18 protein-coding genes are annotated in these 20,738 nt (G+C 67.8%); 12 read left to right on the top strand and 6 right to left on the bottom strand.

The features are described from left to right. Positions 1-55 precede the first annotated feature (55 nt). Positions 56-2,788 carry a bifunctional diguanylate cyclase/phosphodiesterase gene (locus tag BDD16_RS00290; RefSeq protein WP_179631987.1) on the top strand — a complete coding sequence of 911 codons (2,733 nt, stop codon included), beginning with the start codon at positions 56-58 and terminating at the stop codon, positions 2,786-2,788. Between the two features lie 278 nt (positions 2,789-3,066). Next, complete coding sequence (locus BDD16_RS00285) at positions 3,067-3,669, top strand: hypothetical protein (protein WP_179631986.1); 603 nt, start codon at positions 3,067-3,069, stop codon at positions 3,667-3,669. A gap of 21 nt (positions 3,670-3,690) precedes the next feature. Here BDD16_RS00285 and BDD16_RS00280 read toward each other — a convergent pair whose 3' ends face one another. Next, entirely contained in the window at positions 3,691-3,882 is a 192-nt protein-coding gene (locus BDD16_RS00280; protein ID WP_179631985.1) for a hypothetical protein, read from the bottom strand. Positions 3,883-4,282: 400 nt separating this feature from the next. Between BDD16_RS00280 and BDD16_RS00275 the strand changes: the two genes are divergently transcribed. Continuing rightward, positions 4,283-5,314, top strand: coding sequence for a ComEA family DNA-binding protein (locus tag BDD16_RS00275; protein ID WP_179631984.1), 1,032 nt, complete (start codon positions 4,283-4,285; stop codon positions 5,312-5,314). Between the two features lie 161 nt (positions 5,315-5,475). Then, entirely contained in the window at positions 5,476-7,785 is a 2,310-nt protein-coding gene (locus tag BDD16_RS00270; RefSeq protein ID WP_179631982.1) for a YgiQ family radical SAM protein, read from the top strand. A gap of 35 nt (positions 7,786-7,820) precedes the next feature. On the opposite strand, the gene BDD16_RS22855 is transcribed toward BDD16_RS00270, so the two are convergent. Beyond that, positions 7,821-8,870 (bottom strand): hypothetical protein, encoded by a 1,050-nt coding sequence (locus BDD16_RS22855; protein WP_179631980.1) that lies wholly within the window; start codon positions 8,868-8,870, stop codon positions 7,821-7,823. Between the two features lie 173 nt (positions 8,871-9,043). Here BDD16_RS22855 and BDD16_RS00260 point away from each other — a divergent pair, with 173 nt between their 5' ends. The 4 genes from BDD16_RS00260 to minE all read left to right on the top strand — a co-directional run bounded on the left by BDD16_RS00260 (position 9,044) and on the right by minE (position 12,898). Continuing rightward, positions 9,044-10,864 (top strand): ABC transporter ATP-binding protein, encoded by a 1,821-nt coding sequence (locus BDD16_RS00260; protein ID WP_246332643.1) that lies wholly within the window; start codon positions 9,044-9,046, stop codon positions 10,862-10,864. Positions 10,865-10,975: 111 nt separating this feature from the next. Beyond that, positions 10,976-11,698: a septum site-determining protein MinC gene (gene minC, locus BDD16_RS00255; RefSeq protein WP_179631976.1), complete on the top strand. Its 723-nt coding sequence runs from the start codon at positions 10,976-10,978 to the stop codon at positions 11,696-11,698. Between the two features lie 80 nt (positions 11,699-11,778). Beyond that, positions 11,779-12,594 (top strand): septum site-determining protein MinD, encoded by an 816-nt coding sequence (minD, locus tag BDD16_RS00250; protein ID WP_179631974.1) that lies wholly within the window; start codon positions 11,779-11,781, stop codon positions 12,592-12,594. A gap of 4 nt (positions 12,595-12,598) precedes the next feature. Further along, entirely contained in the window at positions 12,599-12,898 is a 300-nt protein-coding gene (gene minE, locus BDD16_RS00245; protein WP_179631973.1) for a cell division topological specificity factor MinE, read from the top strand. On the opposite strand, the gene BDD16_RS00240 is transcribed toward minE, so the two are convergent. The 3 genes from BDD16_RS00240 to BDD16_RS00230 are packed head-to-tail and all read right to left on the bottom strand — an operon-like array spanning position 12,871 to position 14,874. Then, positions 12,871-13,884 carry a CapA family protein gene (locus tag BDD16_RS00240; RefSeq protein WP_179631972.1) on the bottom strand — a complete coding sequence of 338 codons (1,014 nt, stop codon included), beginning with the start codon at positions 13,882-13,884 and terminating at the stop codon, positions 12,871-12,873. The two genes, minE and BDD16_RS00240, sit on opposite strands and share 28 nt — an antisense overlap. Further along, positions 13,881-14,294 (bottom strand): hypothetical protein, encoded by a 414-nt coding sequence (locus BDD16_RS00235; RefSeq protein ID WP_179631970.1) that lies wholly within the window; start codon positions 14,292-14,294, stop codon positions 13,881-13,883. The genes BDD16_RS00240 and BDD16_RS00235 overlap by 4 nt, the downstream gene beginning before the upstream one ends. Then, complete coding sequence (locus BDD16_RS00230) at positions 14,281-14,874, bottom strand: lysophospholipid acyltransferase family protein (protein ID WP_179631969.1); 594 nt, start codon at positions 14,872-14,874, stop codon at positions 14,281-14,283. Before BDD16_RS00230 ends, BDD16_RS00235 begins: the two co-directional genes overlap by 14 nt. A 35-nt stretch (positions 14,875-14,909) precedes the next feature. Here BDD16_RS00230 and dbpA point away from each other — a divergent pair, with 35 nt between their 5' ends. From dbpA to BDD16_RS00210, 4 genes are read left to right on the top strand one after another with little or no spacing between them, the layout of a single operon-like run. Further along, positions 14,910-16,346 carry an ATP-dependent RNA helicase DbpA gene (gene dbpA, locus BDD16_RS00225; RefSeq protein WP_179631967.1) on the top strand — a complete coding sequence of 479 codons (1,437 nt, stop codon included), beginning with the start codon at positions 14,910-14,912 and terminating at the stop codon, positions 16,344-16,346. Between the two features lie 53 nt (positions 16,347-16,399). Next, a complete protein-coding gene (ppk2, locus tag BDD16_RS00220) occupies positions 16,400-17,218 on the top strand; it encodes a polyphosphate kinase 2 (protein ID WP_179631966.1) in 819 nt (272 codons plus the stop codon). Between the two features lie 13 nt (positions 17,219-17,231). Further along, on the top strand, positions 17,232-17,741 hold the full coding sequence (locus tag BDD16_RS00215) for an outer membrane protein assembly factor BamE (protein ID WP_179631965.1): 510 nt from the start codon (positions 17,232-17,234) through the stop codon (positions 17,739-17,741). Next, entirely contained in the window at positions 17,738-18,367 is a 630-nt protein-coding gene (locus BDD16_RS00210; RefSeq protein ID WP_179631964.1) for a YgjP-like metallopeptidase domain-containing protein, read from the top strand. The genes BDD16_RS00215 and BDD16_RS00210 overlap by 4 nt, the downstream gene beginning before the upstream one ends. Here BDD16_RS00210 and BDD16_RS00205 read toward each other — a convergent pair. Next, the gene (locus tag BDD16_RS00205; protein WP_310732856.1) at positions 18,265-20,625 is read right to left on the bottom strand and encodes a penicillin-binding protein 1A; all 2,361 of its coding nucleotides are present in this window, start codon (positions 20,623-20,625) and stop codon (positions 18,265-18,267) included. The genes BDD16_RS00210 and BDD16_RS00205 overlap by 103 nt on opposite strands. Positions 20,626-20,738 lie beyond the last annotated feature (113 nt).

The following is a 20,738-nucleotide window of genomic DNA, read 5'->3' as shown; positions in this document are numbered from 1 at the left end:
TTTCACAGGCACTGCCGATGTCCCGGTACCGCGAGGGGGATGGACGAGGACGCTCTTGACCGACAGAACAGCCAGACAGGACGGGTACGGCGTACCCGGTGATGCCCGGATCAGCCGGTGGCTCGGTCGCGGGCTGATTGCGCTGGGGTGCGTGGTCACGCTGATGGCCTGGGGCATGGTGGCGGGTCGCCTGGCACAGGATGCGCAGGCGCGCTTCACTGCGTTCGGGGAGGCCCGGGAGTTGCTGTTCGACCGCCACGTGAAGCGTCTGGTCGATGTGGCCCTCAGTTTCCAGGGCCTGTTCCTGTCCAGCGAGGACGTGTCGCAGGCCGAGTTCAAGACCCATTACGACATCCTCCAGGTGCGGGAGAACCTGCCGGAGGTGGTCTCCGTGCACCTGGATGTCTGGGATGCCGGAAGCCGTCGGCTCTTGACGCGCTACCGCCAGCCGGGTGACAGCGGCCCGCAGGCCGATCCGGCGGTCGATGCCGACCGCGCCCGGTGGATCGAACTGGCACGCGACAACAATGTCTGCACGCTGACACCGCCGTATCGACTGCCCGAAGGCTTCGAGGGCATCGACATCGGGGTACCGGTCTACCGGCAGACCGGCGGCCAGGGCGAACCGGGCTCGGTCGCGCTGCGTCGCCAGTGGTTCCTGGGTCAGGTCAACGTGTCCGTCGATCTGGGTCGGCTGATCGCCAACGTGATGCCCGAGGGGGTCACCTTGCCCTACCAGGTGAAGTTCAGCGACATCGGGACGACAGAAGGTGGCAGCGGGCAGCCGGAGATCATCCTGTTCGAGGGCGGGGGCGGCGCCGATGGCCGTCTGGTGGCACGGCCATGGCTGGACCCGCTGCGCGGGCCGGCACTGGAACGGCGCTACGTGATCGAGGTGGGGCAGCGGCTGTGGATGCTGTCGCTGCACCAGGATCCCGACCTGTATCTGCTGCGGCCCGAGGCGCTGCTGGTACTGCTGTCGGGCGCGCTGGGCACGCTGGTGCTGGCCATGACCCTGCGCCAGATGCAGCGCCGGGTAGACCGGTCGGCGGAGGTCGTTCGCGCCATGGACCAGCAGGCCGAATCCGACAGTGCCCGCCTGCGCGGCGTGATCGACCAGAGCACCGAGGGCATCATCACCTTCGACGCCGACAGCCGCGTGCTGGCGGCCAATCCCGCCGCGCATGGCATGTTCCAGCGCCGGTCGCTGTGCGGACAGCCGCTGCTCGACCTGATCGATCCGGCGGACCGGACCGTGCTGCTGGATTGCCTGCGCGGGCTGGTCCACGCGGGATCGCATGCAGAGGATGTCCGCATCGAGTTGCGGGCGCTGCGTGCGGACGGGTCCGGTTTCCCGGTGTCACTGACCTGCCGGCCGCTCGGACCCGCCGCGCCGCGTGGTGAATGGCTGGGCCTGCTGCGCGACCAGAGCGTGAGCCTGCGCGCGGCGGCGGCGATGCGCAAGCTGGCGCAGCATGACGGACTCACCGGCCTGATCAACCGCGAGGTGTTCCAGAAGCGACTGGCGCAGGCGCTGACCGAATTGCGTGCCAGCGCGGCCACCGGGACTTCGGTGCCGCTGGCCATGATGATCATCGACCTGGACCGGTTCAAGAAGATCAACGAGACGCTCGGGCACCTGGTCGGGGACCGGGTGCTGCTCGAGATCGCCGCACGCCTGCGCGGAGCGCTGGACGACAAGGCCGTGCTGGCCCGCCTCGGCGGCGACGAGTTCGCGGTGCTGCTGGTCGAGCCCGAGGCCTTGCGCCACATCGAGGAACACGCCCGCGGCATCCTCCGGCTGCTGTCCGAGCCCCTGGAGATCGATGGCCACCGGCTGCGCGTGAGCGGCAGCATCGGCATCACCGGGGTCGAGGGCGAAGAGGATCTGGCCAGCGTGGATGGCATCACCCTGATGAGCCAGGCCGATTCGGCGATGTACGTGGCCAAGAACGCCGGACGCAGCCAGCTGCACGTCCACCGCCGCGAGGACCGTCAGCACTCGCCCGCACAGCTCCAGCTCGAAGTCGATCTGCACCGGGCGCTGGAGCGCCGGGAGCTGGAGCTGTACTTCCAGCCCCAGTTCGATTGCCGCACCCGTGTGCTGGTCGGCGCCGAGGCCCTGCTGCGCTGGAACCACCACAGCCAGGGCATGGTCTCGCCAGCCGAGTTCATTCCCATGGCCGAAGAGTCCGGGCTGATCGTGCCGATCGGCCGCTGGGTGCTGGACGAGGCCTGCCGCCACGCGCTCACCTGGCAGGCGGTGGCCGGCCGGCCGCTGTCCGTGGCGGTGAACCTGGCGAGCCGGCAGATGGTGGACGACGACATCGTCAGCGCGGTGCGGGAGTCGCTGGCGCGGCATGCGTTGCCGGCCGCCCTGCTGGAGCTGGAAATCACCGAGAGTTCCGCCGTGACCGATACCGTGCAGGCCCGCGGGCTGCTGGACCGACTCGCCGATCTGGGTGTCGGTGTGTCGATCGACGATTTCGGGGTGGGCTATTCCAGCCTGTCCTACCTGCGCGACCTGCCGGTGCAGCGGTTCAAGATCGACCGATCCTTCCTGGTCAACGTGCCGCACGATGCAGGCAGTTCGCGGCTGGTGACCGCGATGATCGCCCTGGCGCGGAGTCTGGAGGTCGGGCTGGTCGCCGAAGGCGTGGAGACGCAGGCGCAACTCGACTTCCTGGCCCAGCAGCAGTGCGATGTGGCGCAGGGATTTCTGCTGGGTCGGCCGGTTCCGGCCCCTGAATTCATGCGGCGTCTGCGTGACGAGTGGCTGATCGGGTGAGCCTGCAGCTCTGGGGCTTCCCCCAGCCAGTCAGCCCCTGGAATGAACAAATACATGGTGCAACAGGCCTGAAACCCCGCGAAACAGGGGGTTACGACCGTGAATTACTCAGTCATTGTGCGCAGTCAGGCGCTGGAACTCCCCGCATTCAAGGGGTGAGCGAATGAAAGAATGCCGTGCGATCCCGTTACGGTTGGAGCCAGTGGCAGACACTGATCTTCAAACATAAATAGCTCAAGGTCTGAGCCACGCAGCCTTGGGTAAACACGGGAACTGGTATGAACAGCAAAATGATCACGGCACTGATTGCCGCTTCGATCTCGATGGCGGGGCAGGCCCAGACGTTGCACGCGGCGACGGTGACGCTGGACGGAGACTGGTATCTGCAGGCGGGGACGGTGTTGAACCAGTCCGATGCCGGGATATTGGTGACAGGTGTTACCTATTCGATGGGTGCGCAGGAGGATGGTGCTGGCGTATGGGAGGACTATCTCAGCGACGGCCACCACGCGGACCGTCTGGCTGGCAGCAGCACCCATTACTCGTCGCAGGTCTGGTCCGGCCTGCAACTGGCGAGTCAGGAGACCTGGACCTTCGACGGGCTGGATCTGGACCGCATCGTGCATGCGCCGACCGGGGAGGTCGACAGCCAGAACCTGGACTTCAGCGGCGCCTCGCTGCGCCATGCGTATGTGCAGGTGACCTTCAGTGATGGCTACCACGCCCAGGTCCGTCTGGCGGAACTGGGCTGGGACGTGACCCAGGTGCTTCGCATCGGGGAAACCATCGCCCCCGTCCCTGAACCTGCACTGGAGATGATGCTGGCGGCCGGACTGGGCGTGGTGCTGTTCGGCCGGCGCAAGGCCGGTCGACAGGCCTGACCGGATCACCCCGGCCGGGGATCAGCCTGCGCTGGCAGTCTCGCCCGTGCCGGACTGTGGCGGGGGGCCGCCCTCGGCGGGTGCTGACGGATCGGCCGAGACCTGGCCATCGTCGCGGCCGGGGTTGGACTTGCGATTGCGCTTCTCTTCCGTCTTCCGCTTCTTGGCGAGTTCGCGCTGACGTTTTTCGTAGGAATAGTTGGGTGTTGCCATGGCGTGCTCCTGAGCGTGGCGTGGACGAGGCATCCCCCGCGGATCACCCGGCGCAGCCTCGGCGTCGCGATCCGTGGTCGGAACGCGGTGTCGACCGGTTGGCCGGCCTCGCGCGAGATGCCGAAAAGTGGCTCGCAGCATAAGGCATCCCCGCGACCGCACTCCAGTGATGCGCATCGCACGCATGCCGGTGTCCGGGCCCGATCCCCCCGGTGCGTGCACCTTGTTTGTGCGATCGGCGGTATTGATCTGGTTTTGTCATCAATAGGCACTATCTTGGTGCGATTTGAATGCATTTATTTATGACGAGTCCGCGTCAAGTCATGAAAATGACCACGCTTCGGGATTACCCTTGAGCGCTTTGACAAGCCATCGGGAGCCCTCCGGCTCGACACCGCACATGACCTTCCTGAACGCTCCACTTTCTTCCGGACTCGCCACAGACCACGCCGAAGCCGCACTGCGCACTGCACCGTACATCGCAGGCGCCCACGGCTATCGCCTGGACGGGGACCAGATCACGCTCTGGGCGGAGGTCGCCGGGGGGCCTGCCGAGGTGCTGCTGGCGCTGTGGGCCCAGCCCGCCGAGGCCGCCGGGACGGCATCGCGCATCCTCGTCGCGCAGGTCTGCGCCAGGCTGGACGGTGCAGGGACTGCACTGGTCGAAGAGGTGGTCGCCGCGGCCGTGCCTTCCGGTCAGGCCGACTGGCAGATGGTGTTCACGCTGTCGGTGCCCGGCCCTGACGGGCAGGCGGTGGAGTGGGATGCCCGCATCTTCGCGATGACACAGTCGTTCCTGCAGCCGACCCTGGTGGGCGCGCATGCGCTGGTGGCCCGGCCGGTGGTGGGCGGGTTGCAGATCGATCCCGTGGCCGTCACCAATCCGCGCCCTGCGGACAACTTCAGCGGCAGCCTGTGCCTGGAGCTGTGGGCACTGGCGCAACCCTATGCGGGCGGCGCGTTTGCCGGACAGTGCCTCGGTACCCTCCATGTCGGGCAACTCGGCGGACAGACCGGCTGTGATGGCCTGGGCGACCACCTCTGGACCGAGCCGACCGACGCAGCGTCCGAACTGGTGCTGATGCTGCGCGAATGGACGCCGGACGGTCTGCTGACGCGCGATCACCGTGCGGTGGCGCTGGCGCCTGCACCGGCGCCTGCACCGGCACCGGCACCGGCACCGGCACCGGCACCGGCACTGGCAGTGACCCCGCTCCCGGTGGCCAAGCCCAGGATCCGGCCCGTGCACGCGCATCTGCTGAACGTCAATCTCGCGACCGAGGCGCAACTGGTGGCCATCGACGGCCTCAACCGCGCGCTGGCCCGGGCGGTGATCGCCGTGCGTCCGTTCGCGTCGATCGACGACCTGCTCGACATCAAGGGTGTCGGTGAAAAGCGCCTCGCACGGATGCGCCGCCACCTCTGCGTCTGAAGCGGCGCTGCGGCCGGCCTGGGTGGCGGGCGGGTGCCCGCCGGTTCGGAAGGTGAATTCAATCCGTGCTGGCGGTGCGGGCCTCGACCGAAGACAATCGAAGGTTGATTTCTTCACGCATCGAGAGCCCTGCCTTGGCCGCCACCCTGACCGCCCCCACCATGCCCCGCGCGCCCAGAGCCCTGGACGGCTACCGTCCGTACTGGGCCAAACGGTTTGGTGTGGCCAAGTTCCTGCCGATGAGCCGCACCGAGATGGAGCAGCTCGGTTGGGATTCCTGCGACATCGTGCTGGTGACCGGCGACGCCTATGTCGACCACCCCAGCTTCGGCATGGCCGTGATCGGCCGGATGCTGGAGGCGCAGGGCTTCCGCGTCGGCATCATCGCCCAGCCCGACTGGCAGAGCGCCGACCCCTTCAAGGTGCTCGGCAAGCCGAACCTGTTCTTCGGCGTCACCGCCGGCAACATGGATTCGATGATCAACCGCTACACCGCGGACCGCAAGATCCGCAGTGACGACGCCTACACCCCCGGCGGCCTTGGCGGCAAGCGGCCCGACCGCAGCTCGCTGGTCTACGCCCAGCGCTGCCGGGAAGCGTGGAACGACGTGCCGATCGTGCTCGGTGGCATCGAGGCCTCGCTGCGCCGCATCGCGCACTACGACTACTGGCAGGACAAGGTCCGCCGCTCGATCCTGGTCGACTCCAAGGCCGATCTGCTGCTCTACGGCAACGCCGAGCGCGCCATCGTCGAGATCGCCCACCGCCTGGCCGCGCGCGAGCCGGTCGAGCAGATCACCGATGTGCGTGGCACCGCCTTCATGCGCCGCACCAACGACCCGAGCGCCGAAGGCTGGTTCGAGCTGGATTCGAGCGAGGTCGACCTGCCCGGGCGCATCGACTCGCACATCAACCCGTACCAGACCACCTCCGAGCAGGCCGCCGAGCAAGGCACGACCTGTGCCAAGGAGGAGGGCGGCGACGCGGGTGCTGCGCAAGGCCATGTGCAGCCGATTCGCTTCATCCCGACGGCGCGCGCCACCGGCCGCCTGCAGATGCCGCCGCGCGAGCGCACCGTGATCCGCCTGCCGGCCTACGAACAGGTCAAGAGTGACCAGATGCTCTACGCCCACGCCAACCGCGTGCTGCACCTGGAGACCAACCCCGGCAACGCCCGCGCGCTGGTGCAGCGCCACGGCGAGCGCGACGCCTGGATCAACCCGCCGCCGATCCCGCTCACCACCGAAGAGATGGACCTGGTGTTCGACCTGCCGTATGCCCGCAGCCCGCACCCGGCCTACGCCGACGAGCAGGGCGGCCACGACGGCACGACCAAGATCCCCGCGTGGGAAATGATCCGCTTCAGCGTCAACATCATGCGCGGCTGCTTCGGTGGCTGCACCTTCTGCTCGATCACCGAGCACGAGGGCCGCATCATCCAGAGCCGCTCCGAGGACTCGGTGATCCGCGAGATCGAGGACATCCGCGACCGCGTGAAGGGCTTCACCGGCGTCATCTCCGACCTGGGTGGCCCGACCGCGAACATGTACCGCCTCGGCTGCAAGTCGCCCGAGATCGAGGCGGCGTGCCGCAAGCCGAGCTGCGTCTACCCCGGCATCTGCTCGAACCTGCAGACCGACCACGAGCCGCTGATCCAGATGTACCGCCGCGCCCGGGCGCTGCGCGGCGTCAAGAAGATCCTGATCGGCTCCGGGCTGCGCTATGACCTGGCGATCCGCTCGCCCGAGTACATCAAGGAGCTGGTCACGCACCACGTCGGCGGCTACCTGAAGATCGCGCCCGAGCACACCGAGGGCGGCCCGCTGTCCAAGATGATGAAGCCGGGCATCGGCACCTACGACCGCTTCAAGCAGCTGTTCGAGAAGTTCAGCGAAGAGGCGGGCAAGAAGCAGTTCCTGATCCCGTACTTCATCGCCGCCCACCCCGGCACCAGCGACGAGGACATGATGAACCTCGCCGTCTGGCTGAAGAAGAACGGCTTCCGCGCCGACCAGGTGCAGACCTTCTACCCCAGCCCGATGGCCACCGCGACCGCGATGTACCACTCCGGCTTCAACCCGCTCAAGGGCCTGAGCCGCGAGGCGGGCCGCGCCGAGAAGGTCGACATCGTGCGCGGTGACCGCCGCCGCCGCCTGCACAAGGCCTTCCTGCGCTACCACGACGCCAACAACTGGCCGCTGCTGCGCGAGGCGCTCAGCGAGATGGGCCGCGCCGATCTGATCGGCAACGGCAAGCACCACCTGATCCCCACCTACCAGCCCACCACCGACGGCAGCTACCAGAGTGCGCGGCGCAAGAACTCGACGCCGGTCGGCATCAAGACCTCGGTCGCCAAGCCGGCGGGCAAGGCGAAGATCGTGGTGCCGGGGGCGGGCCGCATCCTGACCCAGCACACCGGCCTGCCGCCGCGGGTCACCGGCGCGAAGGTGGCGCCGAAGAAGGGCCGCTGACGCCGCGGACCGGCGCCGAGGCGGGCCCGGTTGGTTCAGCCCTTGACGAGTCCGGTCATCTGGACCACGTCGAAGTGGCTGCCCTTGACCGTCTTCAGTTCGGCGATCAGCCGGCTGTTGTTCCACCGGGCATCTGGCACGCCGCTGAGGTAATAGTTGCTGCCGTGGTCGGCGACGAACATGCCGTAGGTCTTCAGCGCTGTCAGGATGGCCTTGGCCTCGTTGCTGAAGGTGCTCGGGATGACAAAGCCCGCCTTGAGCCGGAAGCGCGCCCCCATCGGCGGCAGGGCCGTGCTGATGTTGCTGGACGCCCAGTGGCTGGCCGGTGGCACATAGGCCTTGCGGGTCTTCGAGACCGTGAAACGCAGCGCATGGCGGATGCCGCCAGCGCCCTTGCTGGCTTCTTCGTAGCGGATCAGGCCGGGCAGGATCGGCAGACCCGCCGCGTCGGCGCTGGTCCAGCCGGGTTTGGCGCCCGGGCGGATCACCATGTTGTCGAGCGCGAAGACAGCGCCGCAGTCGGCATTCCAGCTGCCGTCGGCTTGCAGGAACGCCCGGTAGAGCTCGTAGAGCCGCTGGTTGTCGCGGTCGATGACGATCACGTGGCGGTCACCGGCACTGTTCGGTCCGCCCTCGATCGGCGCCGTGCGGGGTACCGGGTAGGGGCCAGGGTCGCTCTCGCTGCCGTAGGCCGTGAAGCGGATGGCGACCTTGGCCTGCGTGCCCGAGACGACGGTGTACGGGATGCCGATCGGCCCGCCATCCCAGGTGCCGGAGCCGAAGTCCGGGCGCAGGTTGGCGGTCAGGCCGATGCTGGTCAGGATGGAGGCCGACGCGGGATCGACCACGGCCCGGCTGATGTCGGTGTTGAAGGCGTGGCCCGCGGGGAACGCGACCGCGCCGTTCAGGTTGGCGTTGTCGCCCAGACTGGCGCCGCGGAAGTTGCCGTAGACCGGGGCGACCTGCGCGGCGGCGGTGGTCGGCCACAGGGCCGGGCCGGCGCCCATGGCGGCCAGTGCCATCAGCATCTGGCGACGCGGCAGGTCGGGTGCCGCAGCGGTGGGGAGGGGGTGGTGGTGTTGCATGCCTTGCAGTCTGGACGGGTCCGGCGCAAGTGTCTGTGTGGTCTGGTCGGAGCCGGGTAATGGTGGTGTCGCAGCCCCCACAATCCGCCCTTGAACGTTGCAGAGAGAACCAAGAAGTGTTTTTCGCTTTAGAGAAATTCGAGCGCCTGGTCGATCCGTTTCCGGCGGCCGAGATGGCCACGCCACCCCGCGGATTCCTGCGCTTCATGTGGAGCTGCACCGCTGGCGTGCGCCCCTACATCCTGGCCATGGCACTGCTGACCGCGGGCACGGGTGCCTTCGAGGCCTACCTGTTCGGGGTGCTCGGCGATCTGGTCGACTGGCTGGGCCGCACGCCGCCGCAGCAGCTCTGGGCCGAACAGCGGGGCCGCCTGTTCGGGCTGGCCGCCCTGGTGATGGGCAGCACCGTGCTGGTGCTGCTGCAGACCATGTTCAAGCACCAGACGCTGGCGGGCAACTTCCCGATGCGCCTGCGCTGGAACTTCCACCGGCTGATGCTCGGCCAGAGCATGTCCTTCTACCAGGACGAGTTCGCCGGCCGGGTGGCGGCGAAGGTGATGCAGTCGGCGCTGGCGGTGCGCGACACCGCCATGATCACCTGCGACATCCTGGTCTTCGTGGTCATCTACTTCGTCACCATGACCACGCTGGCCGGGCGGCTCGACCTCTGGTTGCTGTGGCCGTTCGCGGTCTGGCTGCTGCTGTATGCGCTGTCGGTGCGCTACTTCGTTCCGCGCCTGTCCCGCATCGGGCAGAAGCAGGCGGACGCGCGTTCGCTGATGACCGGGCGCATCTCGGACGCCTACACCAACATCGCCACCGTCAAGCTGTTCTCGCATGGGCGGCGCGAAGCCGGCTTTGCCCGCAGCGCGATGGGCGAATTCCTGGGCACGGTGCACGGGCAGATGCGCCTGGTCAGCGGCTTCGAGGTGGTCAACCACCTGCTGAGCATGGGCCTGATCGTGTCGACCGCGGGTGTGGCGCTGTGGCTGTGGATGCGCGGCGAGGTCGGCGTGGGGGCACTCGCGGCGTCCACCGCGATGGCGCTGCGCCTGAACGGCATGTCGCACTGGGTGATGTGGGAGATGACCTCGCTGTTCGAGCACATCGGCACCGTGCAGGATGGCATCGGCACGCTCGCGCGTCCGCGCACCGTGGTCGACCGGCCGGATGCGCCGCCGCTGGCGGTGCCGCATGGCGAGATCCTGTTCGATGACGTCACCTTCTCCTACGACGCCTCCGGCCCGCACCGCCCGGTGATCGAGGGGCTGCAGCTGCGCATCCGCCCGGGCGAGAAGATCGGCGTGGTCGGCCGCTCCGGCGCCGGCAAGTCGACCCTCGTCAACCTGCTGCTGCGCTTCTACGACGTGCAGTCGGGGCGCATCGTGATCGACGGCCAGGACATCGCCCGCGTTGCGCAGGACAGCCTGCGCGAGCACATCGGCATGGTCACGCAGGACACCTCGCTGCTGCACCGCTCGGTGCGCGACAACATTCTCTATGGCCGTCCCGATGCCGGAGACGCTGCCATGGTCGATGCCGCCGCCCGGGCCGAGGCCAGCGAGTTCATCCGCACGCTGAGCGACCCTGCCGGTCGCCAGGGCTTCGACGCGCATGTCGGCGAACGCGGGGTGAAGCTCTCGGGCGGGCAGCGCCAGCGCATCGCCATTGCCCGGGTGATGCTCAAGGACGCGCCCATCCTGCTGCTCGACGAGGCGACGAGTGCCCTGGATTCCGAGGTCGAGGCGGCCATCCAGGCCAGCCTGTACGCCCTGATGGAGGGCAAGACCGTGGTGGCGATTGCCCACCGCCTGTCCACCATCGCCGCGATGGACCGGCTCATCGTGCTCGACCAGGGCCGCATCGTGGAGCAGGGCGACCACCAGAGCCTGCTGGCGCAGGGGGGGCTGTATGCGCGGCTCTGGGCGCGGCAGAGCGGCGGGTTTCTGGGTGAAGAGGAAACTGAATGTAACGGTGAAAATTCACCGCTTTGATAATTCAGTTGACCCTTCTCGCTACAGTTCTCATTTGCGTGGCAAGGTGCGCCATTGCGGTGCCATCGAATGGGTACACTCGCCGAATTACCTGCCGTCGATTGATGTCACATGGCTCTAGCCTCTCCGGGAAATTCACCTGCTGTGTTTGATCTGAAAAGCGCCACGCTCACGCTGGTCGCTCTGGTAGTGAAGTCGCCCCACTTGTCGGAACTGGCAGAACAACTCAAGGCCCGCCTGGGGCCATCGACCGAATTTTTCAATCAGGACCCGGTCCTGATCGATCTGGCGCACATCCATGATTCTCCGGACGAGATCGATTTTCGCGGACTGATCGAACTCCTGCTCAACTACAGCATGGTACCGGTGGCGGTCCGGGGCGGATCGCCCGCGCAGATGGCTGCAGCTCAGGCTGCAGGCCTCTGCGAGGTGCCTCCGCAGGAGGGGCCGTCGCCTGCGCGGTCCCCCGCCATCGCGCCCCCGGTCGCCTTGCGTTCATCGGTGGCCATGGTGATCGATCGGCCTTTGCGCTCCGGACAGCAGGTCTATGCCAAGGGTTCTGACCTGGTCATTCTCGCGCTGGTCAACCATGGTGCGGAAGTGATCGCGGACGGCAGCATCCATGTCTATGCTCCGCTGCGCGGCAAGGCAATTGCCGGGGCGACCGGGGACGTGAATGCGCGGATATTCACCACGTGCATGGAGCCGGAATTGATCTCCATTGCCGGGATATACCAGACGACAGATCCGCCGCTGCCGCTGGAAGTACGCGGAAAACCTGCCCAGGTGCGGCTGGATGGTGACACCCTGATCATCGAGCCCATCAAGGGCTGAACCGTGCGCTGCATTTTCAGGGCTGGTGTTTTCCCCAAGTCAGTACATAACAAACAAGTCAACAGAAAGGACCTCGACGGATGGCCAAGATCATTGTGGTGACCTCCGGGAAGGGAGGCGTCGGCAAAACCACCACCAGCGCCAGCTTTGCTTCAGGACTGGCGATCAGGGGACACAAGACGGTCGTCATCGATTTCGATGTCGGTCTGCGCAATCTCGACCTCATCATGGGCTGCGAGCGCCGCGTGGTGTATGACCTCATCAACGTCATCAACAGCGAAGTGCATCTGCAGCAGGCCCTGATCAAGGACAAGCACTGCGAGAACCTGTTCGTGCTGGCAGCCTCCCAGACGCGGGACAAGGAAGCGCTGAACAAGGAAGGCGTCGGCCGGGTGTTCCAGGAACTTGCCGAGATGGACTTCGAGTACATCGTCTGCGATTCGCCGGCCGGCATCGAGACGGGTGCGATGATGGCCATGCATTTCGCCGACGAGGCGCTGGTGGTGACGAACCCCGAAGTCTCGTCCGTGCGGGACTCGGACCGCATCCTCGGCATGCTCAGCTCCAAGACCCTGCGCGCGATCGAAGGCCGTGAGCCCGTCAAGGAGCACCTGCTGATCACCCGCTACAACCCCACCCGGGTCCAGGGCGGCGAGATGCTGTCGATCGAGGACATCCACGAGATCCTGCGCATCAAGCTGATCGGCGTGATTCCCGAGTCGGAAGTGGTGCTGCAGGCCTCGAACCAGGGCGTGCCGGTGATCCACATGGCCGGAGCGGATGCTGCCGAGGCCTACAAGGATGTGGTGGCGCGGTTCCTGGGCGAAGAAAAGCCGATGCGCTTCATCGAACTGGTGAAGCCGGGTTTCTTCAAGCGGTTGTTTGGCGCGAGGTGACCCCATGGGGTTTCTATCATTCATGCTCGGTGAAAAGCAGAAATCCGCGACGGTGGCCAAGGAACGTCTGCAGATCATCCTGGCGCACGAGCGCACCTCGCGCAGTGCCAGCCCGGATTACCTGCCCGCACTGCAGCGCGAACTGCTGGCCGTGGTGACCAAATACGTTTCCATCCATCCGAACGACATCAAGGTCCATCTGGAGCGGCACGACAACCTCGAGGTGCTCGAAGTCAAGATCGAGTTGCCAGAAGGCCCCCGTGTCAGTTTCGACAGTCAGCGCTCCGGTGGCGGCGGTGCCTGACAACGCATGACCGTCGTTTCACCTCGCCAGCCGCAGGGCGTGTAGCGGTCCCAGCGTGGTGCGGGTGTTCCGGCGTCGTCCATCTGCGCTTCCACCGTGTCCCAGGCGCGCACGCCGCGTCTGTCCACCGTCATGCGCAGGACCCAGCCGATGCGTGCTGGCGGCAGGTCGAAACCGTCGAACACGAAATTCCCCAGACTCCAGATGATCGGCCGGCCCTTGTAGGTGTCGGCGCCCTGGGTGACATGGGGATGCCCGCCGACCACCGCGTCGGCGCCCGCGTCGATCAGGCGCCGGGCGAGCTGCTGCTGGCGGGCACTGGTGTGGGGTTCGCGCTCCCAGCCCCAGTGCATGAAGGGAATCACCACATCGGCGCCCGCCCGCCGCGCGGCCCGGATGTCGGCGACGACTTCGCGGTCGTCGCTCCACGCGACGCCCGGCCAGGTGGCGCCGGCCTCGAAGGCCCGCGGCTTGAACTCGTTGTAGCCCAGCACGGCGATGCGCAGGCCCTTGCGCTCGATCCACAGCGGTGCGTGCGCCGCCTGCAGGTTCTCGCCACCGCCGAAGACCGCGATGCCCGCCGCCTTCACGCGCTGCATGGTTTCCACGAAGGCGCCGCGGCCGTAGTCGCCGGCGTGGTTGTTCGACACCGCGAGCGCGTCAAACCGACCCTGCAGCACCGGCAGCACCCGCGGGTCGGCGCGAAAGTTGAAGATCTTGCTGTCCATCGGCTGGCCGGTGGTGGCGATCGGGCACTCCAGATTGCCGATCGTGTAGTCGGCATCGCGCAGCACGGCGTCGAAGGCTGCCAGCGGATCGCCGCCCGCAGCGATGGTCCGCCCTGGGCCATCGTCCAGCATGACGTCGCCGGCAAAGACCAGGCGCACGCTGGTGTCCTGCGCGCGGGGCTGGCCGGCCTGGGCCCCTGCACAGAGGGCGGCAGTCAGCACCAGCACGGCGACGGGTCGGGGCAGGGGGATCCTCATCGGGATGGTTTCCATTCGCACCAATATTGCAGTTCGCCATCGCGGACCGGTTCGTAGACGGCATGGTGTCCGGTGAAGCCGCTGCCAGGGCGACTGCCCTGGCGCTGCGGGGCGGTGTAGCGGCCCTGGTGGATCAGCACCGGCCCGTCGTCGCGGTCGGCGAAGGTCTCGATGCGGACGTCGTCGGGCAGGCCGCGCGTGCGCTGCAGCACGATCCGGAAGCGGAAGAAGGAGCCGATCTCGACCGGCGCGACCGACAGCGCACTGGCCACCGGGGTGGCCTCGATGGTGCGGGTCTCGCCGCCGTAGTCGACGTGGCAGCGCACCCGGTCTGTCGCGCCGGCCCCCAGCGGGAGGAGCAGGGCGGCAGCAGCCAGTGCGGCAAGGCGGGTGTGTTCAGGCTTGGGCATCGAACTGGTCGGCATGGCGCCCGCGGATGTTGGCATAGAAGGCCTTGATGGTGACCATGTCGCGGTCGATGTCCCCGGTCGGGTGAAAGACCGGACCGACGCCGCCCACCTTGCGCGTGTAGTCGAGGTAGGCCAGCACGATCGGCACCCGGGCCTGCAGGGCGATGTAGTAGAAGCCGGTCTTCCAGTAGCGCACCTTGCTGCGGGTGCCCTCGGGCGGCACGATCAGCTGCACCGGACCGTCGGCGTCGACCAGCGCCTGCGCCGCCTCGGCCACCAGGTTGTTGGAGGTTTCCCGGCGCACCGCGATGCCCCCCAGCCAGCGCATCAGGCCACCGAAGGGCGGGCGGAAGATCTGCCACTTGCCCATCCAGTAGATGCGCAGATCCAGCACGAAGGCCACCATCAGCGTGTAGGGCAGGTCCCAGTTGCTGGTGTGCGGGGCGGCGATGACCACGCACTTGCCGACATCGGCCGGCAGCCGGCCCTCGACCTTCCAGCCGGACAGTCGCAGGATGGCCGCGGAGAGGGCCCGGAAGACGCGGTTGACGCCGGGGGTGTCGAAGATGGTGCGGTGCATGGGGGGACATTCTCGCCTGCCCGGATAATCCGCCCATGCAAGAACCTACGAACGCCCCCGATTCCTTTTCGCGCCTGCCGCTCTCGCCGGCGATGCTGGCCAATCTGGAGCAGCTCGGCTACACCCGGATGACCCCGATCCAGGCCGCGAGCCTGCCGCTCGCGCTCGCCGGCCACGACCTGATCGCGCAGGCCAAGACCGGCAGCGGCAAGACGGCGGCCTTCGCGCTGGCGCTGCTGGCGCGGCTGGACGTCGCGCGCCAGGACGTGCAGGCCATGGTCCTGTGCCCCACCCGCGAACTCGCCGACCAGGTTACCCAGGAGATCCGCCGGCTGGCCCGCGCGCAGGACAACATCAAGATCCTGACCCTGTGTGGCGGCTCGACCATGCGCCCGCAGATCGACAGCCTGGCCCACGGCGCGCACATCGTCGTCGGCACGCCCGGCCGCATCGGCGACCACCTGGAGCGCGGCAGCCTGGTGCTGGGCGTGCTCAACACGCTGGTGCTGGACGAGGCCGACCGGATGCTCGACATGGGCTTCCACGACGACATCGCCTCCATCGCCCGCCAGTGCCCGCGCCAGCGCCAGACCCTGCTGTTCTCGGCCACCTACCCGGAAGGCATCGCCAACCTGAGCCGCGAGTTCATGCGGTCGCCGCAGGAGATCAAGCTGAAGGAGGTCCACGCGCCGTCCAAGATCCGCCAGCACTGGTACGAGATCGCCGAGGACCAGCGCCTGCACGCCGTGACGCTGCTGCTGAAGAAATACCGCCCGGACAGCGCGATCGCCTTCTGCAACACCAAGCAGCGCTGTCGCGATCTGGTGGATGTGCTGGTGGCGTCCGGCTTCGAGGCGCTGGCGCTGCACGGCGATCTGGAGCAGCGTGACCGCGACCAGGTGCTGATCCAGTTCGCCAACCGCAGTGCCTCGGTGCTGGTGGCGACCGATGTGGCCGCTCGCGGGTTGGACATCGCGCAGCTCGGCGCGGTGATCAACGTCGACATCACGCCGGACACCGAGGTGCACATCCACCGCGTCGGCCGCACCGGCCGTGCGGACGAGGAAGGCCTGGCCTTCAGCCTCGCCAGCCTGGACGAGATGGGCCGCGTCGGCCGCATCGAGGTGCTGCAGGGCCGCGAGACGGTGTGGTCGCCGCTGGCGGAGCTGTTCAACGCCGAGGTCGAGGATGCGCCCCCGCTGGTGCCGCCGATGCAGACCATCCAGATCCTGGGCGGCCGCAAGGACAAGATCCGCCCAGGCGACGTGCTGGGTGCACTGACCGGCGAGGCCGGCTATGTGTCAGCGCAGATCGGCAAGATCAACGTCACCGACTTCCACACCTATGTGGCCGTGGACACCAAGGTGGCGCGCCAGGCGGCCGAGCGCCTGAGCAAGGGCAACATCAAGGGCCGCAAGGCGAAGGCGCGGCTGCTCAAGGACGTGCTGGCCGAATCGGCCGCACGCGGTTGACCGCCGGGCAGACTGATGGACTGACGGACGGACGCACACAAGGAGCGCAGACCATGGGCAAGGACAAGAACGGCAAGAAGTCGGACGACCACCCCGACCAGGACCGCCTCGGCAAGTCGGACTACGCCGACGCACTGGAGCCGCTGGAGGTGGAACTCGACCGCCTGGCCCGCTGGGTCGCGCACCACGGCAAGCGCGTGCTGGTGATCTTCGAGGGCCGCGACACCGCCGGCAAGGGCGGGGCGATCAGCGCGGTCAGCGACTGCCTGAATCCGCGCCAGTGCCGTGTCGTCGCGCTGGCCAAGCCGACCGAGGTCGAGCGCACGCAGTGGTACTTCCAGCGCTACACCGCGCACCTGCCCGCGGCCGGCGAGATCGTGCTGTTCGACCGCAGCTGGTACAACCGCGCCGGCGTCGAGAAGGTGATGGGCTACTGCAGCGAGGACGAGGTGCAGCGCTTCCTGAAGCAGGTGCCCGTGTTCGAGCAGCAGCTGGTCGACGACGGCATCCTGCTGTTCAAGTACTGGCTCACCGTGGACCAGGCCGAGCAGGAAGAGCGCTTCGCCGAGCGCCGCAGCGACCCGCTCAAGCGCTGGAAGCTGTCGCCGATCGACCTGAAGGCGCGCCTGAAGTACCGCGAATACGGCGCCGCCCGCGACGCGATGCTGGACGCCACCCACACGAAGTCCGCCCCCTGGACGCTGGTGGACTTCAACGACCAGCGCCGCGGCCGGCTGACGCTGATCCGGCACTTGCTGGACCAGTTGCCCGACTGCGACGTGCCGGAACAGCGCATCGAGTTCGAACCGTTGCCCGGTCCCCCGGCGCGAGAGTCGTTCACCGGGCCGCTGAAGCCGATTCCGTCTTTCTGAACGCACCACCACCATGAAACACCTGTTCACCCGCGGCGTGCTGCCGCTCCTGCTGGCCGCCGCGGCGCTGCTGGCCGGCTGCGATCAGCAGAAAATTGCGAAGCTCGAAGAGGGCGTCGCGACCGAGATGGACGTGATGCGCGAGTTCGGCACGCCGCTCGACATCCAGCGCCTGGACGATGGCACGCGGGTCTTCGAGTACACCCGTCAGCCCGAAGGCAGCACCAACTACTTCATCACCATCGGCCAGGATGGCAAGATGACCGGCCTGCGCCAGGTGCTGCACCCGAGCTACTTCGCCAAGGTCCAGCCGGGCATGACCGTGGCCGAGGTGCGCCGGCTGCTGGGCCAGCCCGCCGAGAAGCAGGCCTTCCAGCTCAAGAAGGAAGAGGTCTGGGACTGGCGCTGGCTCGATGGCCAGACGCGCAAGGTCTTCCGCGTCACCTATGACTTCGAGGGCAAGGTGCTGAACGCCGCGTCGCTCGATGACCCGCGCGACCTTTCCCAGAACGGCACCCGATGAGCGCCAGTGCCACCACCACACTCAAGTACCTGCGCGGCTACCCGGCCGAGCTGCAGGCGCAGGTGCTCGAACTGGTCGCCGAGGACAAGCTGGGCGCGCTGCTGGCCCGGCGCCATCCCGAGCCGCACGAGGTCCGCACCGACCGGGCGCTCTACGACTACACCCAGGAACTCCGGAGCCGCTACCTGCGCAGCGCCGAGCCGGTCACCAAGGTGCTCTACGACCAGAAGCTCAAGGTCATCCAGCACGCGCTCGGCACCCACACCACCATCTCGCGCGTGCAGGGTGGCAAGCTCAAGGCCAAGCGCGAGATCCGCATCGCCAGCCTGTTCCGCGAGGCACCGGCGGCCTTCCTGAAGATGATCGTCGTGCATGAACTCGCGCACCTGAAGGAGCGCGAGCACGACAAGGCCTTCTACGCGCTGTGCTGCCACATGGCGCCGGACTACCACCAGCTGGAGTTCGACCTGCGGCTCTACCTGACGCACCTGGACCAGCGCGCTGGTCCGCGGTCAAGCTCCAGTCAAGGGGCCGTTGCGGCGGCCGACACTGCGGAGGCAGCGGGCTCCGCCAGCGGTGCGCTTGCCGCAGCGGGTACGGCGTCGATGCCAATCCGCGCGACCTGACCACCCTGCGCCCATTCGGCATAGCGCCAGTCGTCGCCGACGCGCACGAGGCCGTCCGGCACGACCGGCGTGGCTTCCGGCACCCCGGCCAGGGCCTTGTCCATGAAGCCGATCCAGATCGGCAGGGCCAGCGCGCTGCCGGAGGCCTGCTCGCCCAGGCTGCGCGGCTCGTCGAAACCCACCCAGGCCACCGCGGCGACACTGGGGTGGAAGCCCGCGAACCAGGCGTCGACGGCGTCGTTGGTCGTGCCGGTCTTGCCGTGGAGGTCGCCGCGCTGCAGGGTGCGCTGGGCGAGCGCAGCGGTGCCGCCAGCGCGGGTGACGTCCAGCAGCATCGAGTTGACGAGGAAGGCGTTGCGCGCCGGAATGGCGAGGCTGTCGGCTTCGTGGGGAGGCAGAGGCGGTGGCTGGAACACGACCACGCCCTGTGCATTCGTGATGCGGTCGATGAAGACCGGGGTCGTCTCCCGACCGCCGTTGGCCAGCAGGGCGTAGGCCTGCGCCAGTTGCAGCGGTGTGGTGCTGCCCGAGCCGAGCGCCAGTGTCAGGTCATTCGGCAGGCGTGCCGGGTCGAAACCGAAGCGGTGGATCCAGTCGCGGGCGCTGCCCAGGCCGATCTGCTGCAGCAGGCGCAGGCTGACAAGGTTCTTCGAGCGCACCAGCCCCTGCCGCACGGTGATCGGGCCATCAAACTGGCCGTCGGCATTGCGTGGCTGCCAGCCGGTGACGGCGGTTTCGGTGTCGCCGGTGCCGGTGGGGAGCAGCGGCGCATCGTTGACCAGGGTGTCCGGCATGACGCCCTGTTCCAGTGCAGCGGAATACAGGAAGGGCTTGATGCTGGAGCCCGCCTGTCGCCAGGCCTGCGTCGCCCGGTTGAAGGGGCTGCGCGTGAAATCGAAACCGCCGACGAGGGCCTGCAGCCGCCCGCTGGCTGGTTCCAGCGCGACGAACGCGGCCTGCACCTGTGGCCACTGCGCGATGGCCCAGCCGAAGTCCCGCCGCTCCAGCCGGACGACGGCGCCACGGCGGATCGCACGCTCTTCGGGGGCGTCCGGCAACAGCGCGGCCCGCACGCGGGCGATCCCGGCGCCGGTCAGCTGGATGGTTTCGCCGGTGGCAAGCTGTGCGGTCACGACTCGCTGGGTGGACTCGGTGACGATGGCCAGGCGCAGGTCGGTGTCATCCTGGTGGTCGCGCAAGGCCTGGGCCGCAGCGCGCTCCAGTTCGACACCGCGCAGGAAAGGCAGCGTCTCGTGCGCTTCGGGGCCGCGCCAGGGCTGGTGGCGCTCGTGGTCCAGCACGGTGGCGCGCAATGCGGCGTAGGCGGCCTGCTGCTCGGCGGCGCGCACGGTGGTGTAGACCTTGTAGCCCTGCGTGTTCGCGGTCTCGCCGAAGCGGGCCACCACCGCCTGGCGCACCATTTCGGCGAGGTATTCGGCGTGGACCTCGGTGTGCGTGGGCAACTGGATGGCCAGCGTCTCGGCCAGTGCGGCGGTGCGCTCGTCCGGGGTGATCAGGCCGATCTTTTCCATCCGGGCGAGCACCAGTGCCTGCCGGGCACGGGCACGCGCGAAGTTGGTGACCGGGTTGGCGTAGCTCGGGTTCTGCGGCAGTCCGGCGAGCATCGCGGATTCGGCGATCGACAGCGCCGACAGCGGCTTGCCGAAGTAGACCTGCGCTGCAGCGGCGAAGCCATAGGCGCGCTGGCCGAGGTAGATCTGGTTCATGTACAGCTCCAGGATCTGCGCCTTGCTGAGCCTGCGCTCGATCTGCAGGGCCAGCAGGACTTCCTTGAGCTTGCGCTCCAGCGTCTTGCTGGGCGAGAGGAAGAAATTGCGCGCCACCTGCTGCGTGATGGTCGATGCCCCCTGGCGCATGCCGCCGCCGACGTTGGCCAGCAGGGCCCGCGCGATGCCGATCGGGTCGATGCCGAAGTGCTGCTCGAAGCGGGTGTCCTCGATCGCGAGCACGGCGCCCTGCAGCATCGCCGGGATGGCTCCGATCGGCACGAACTGGCGCCGCTCGGCACCGAACTGCCCGATCTGCACGCCGTCGGCGGTGTAGACGATCAGGGGCTGCTGGGGTTCGTAGTGGGTGACCTTGTCGAGCGGAGGCAGGTCGGGCCACAGGCGGGCGACGGCCAGGCCGAGTCCGAGCGCGGCGACCAGTGCCACGGCCAGCACAAGACCAAACACGATCTTGCCCGTCGTGCGCACAGCCTGCCACCGGCGCCGGGGCGTGGGGGAAATCGACTTCACGGCAGGGCGCGGCTGGTGTGGCAGGAGTGGGTTGGCACACCGACTGTAGCCGTCCGTGCTGTGGGCCGATCCTCGCCTAAGGAATGGGATGAGGGTTTTTCAGTACACACTGG

The organism is Sphaerotilus montanus (assembly GCF_013410775.1).
Lineage (GTDB): Bacteria > Pseudomonadota > Gammaproteobacteria > Burkholderiales > Burkholderiaceae_C > Sphaerotilus > Sphaerotilus montanus.
This window is presented reverse-complemented; position numbering and strand designations above follow the sequence as displayed.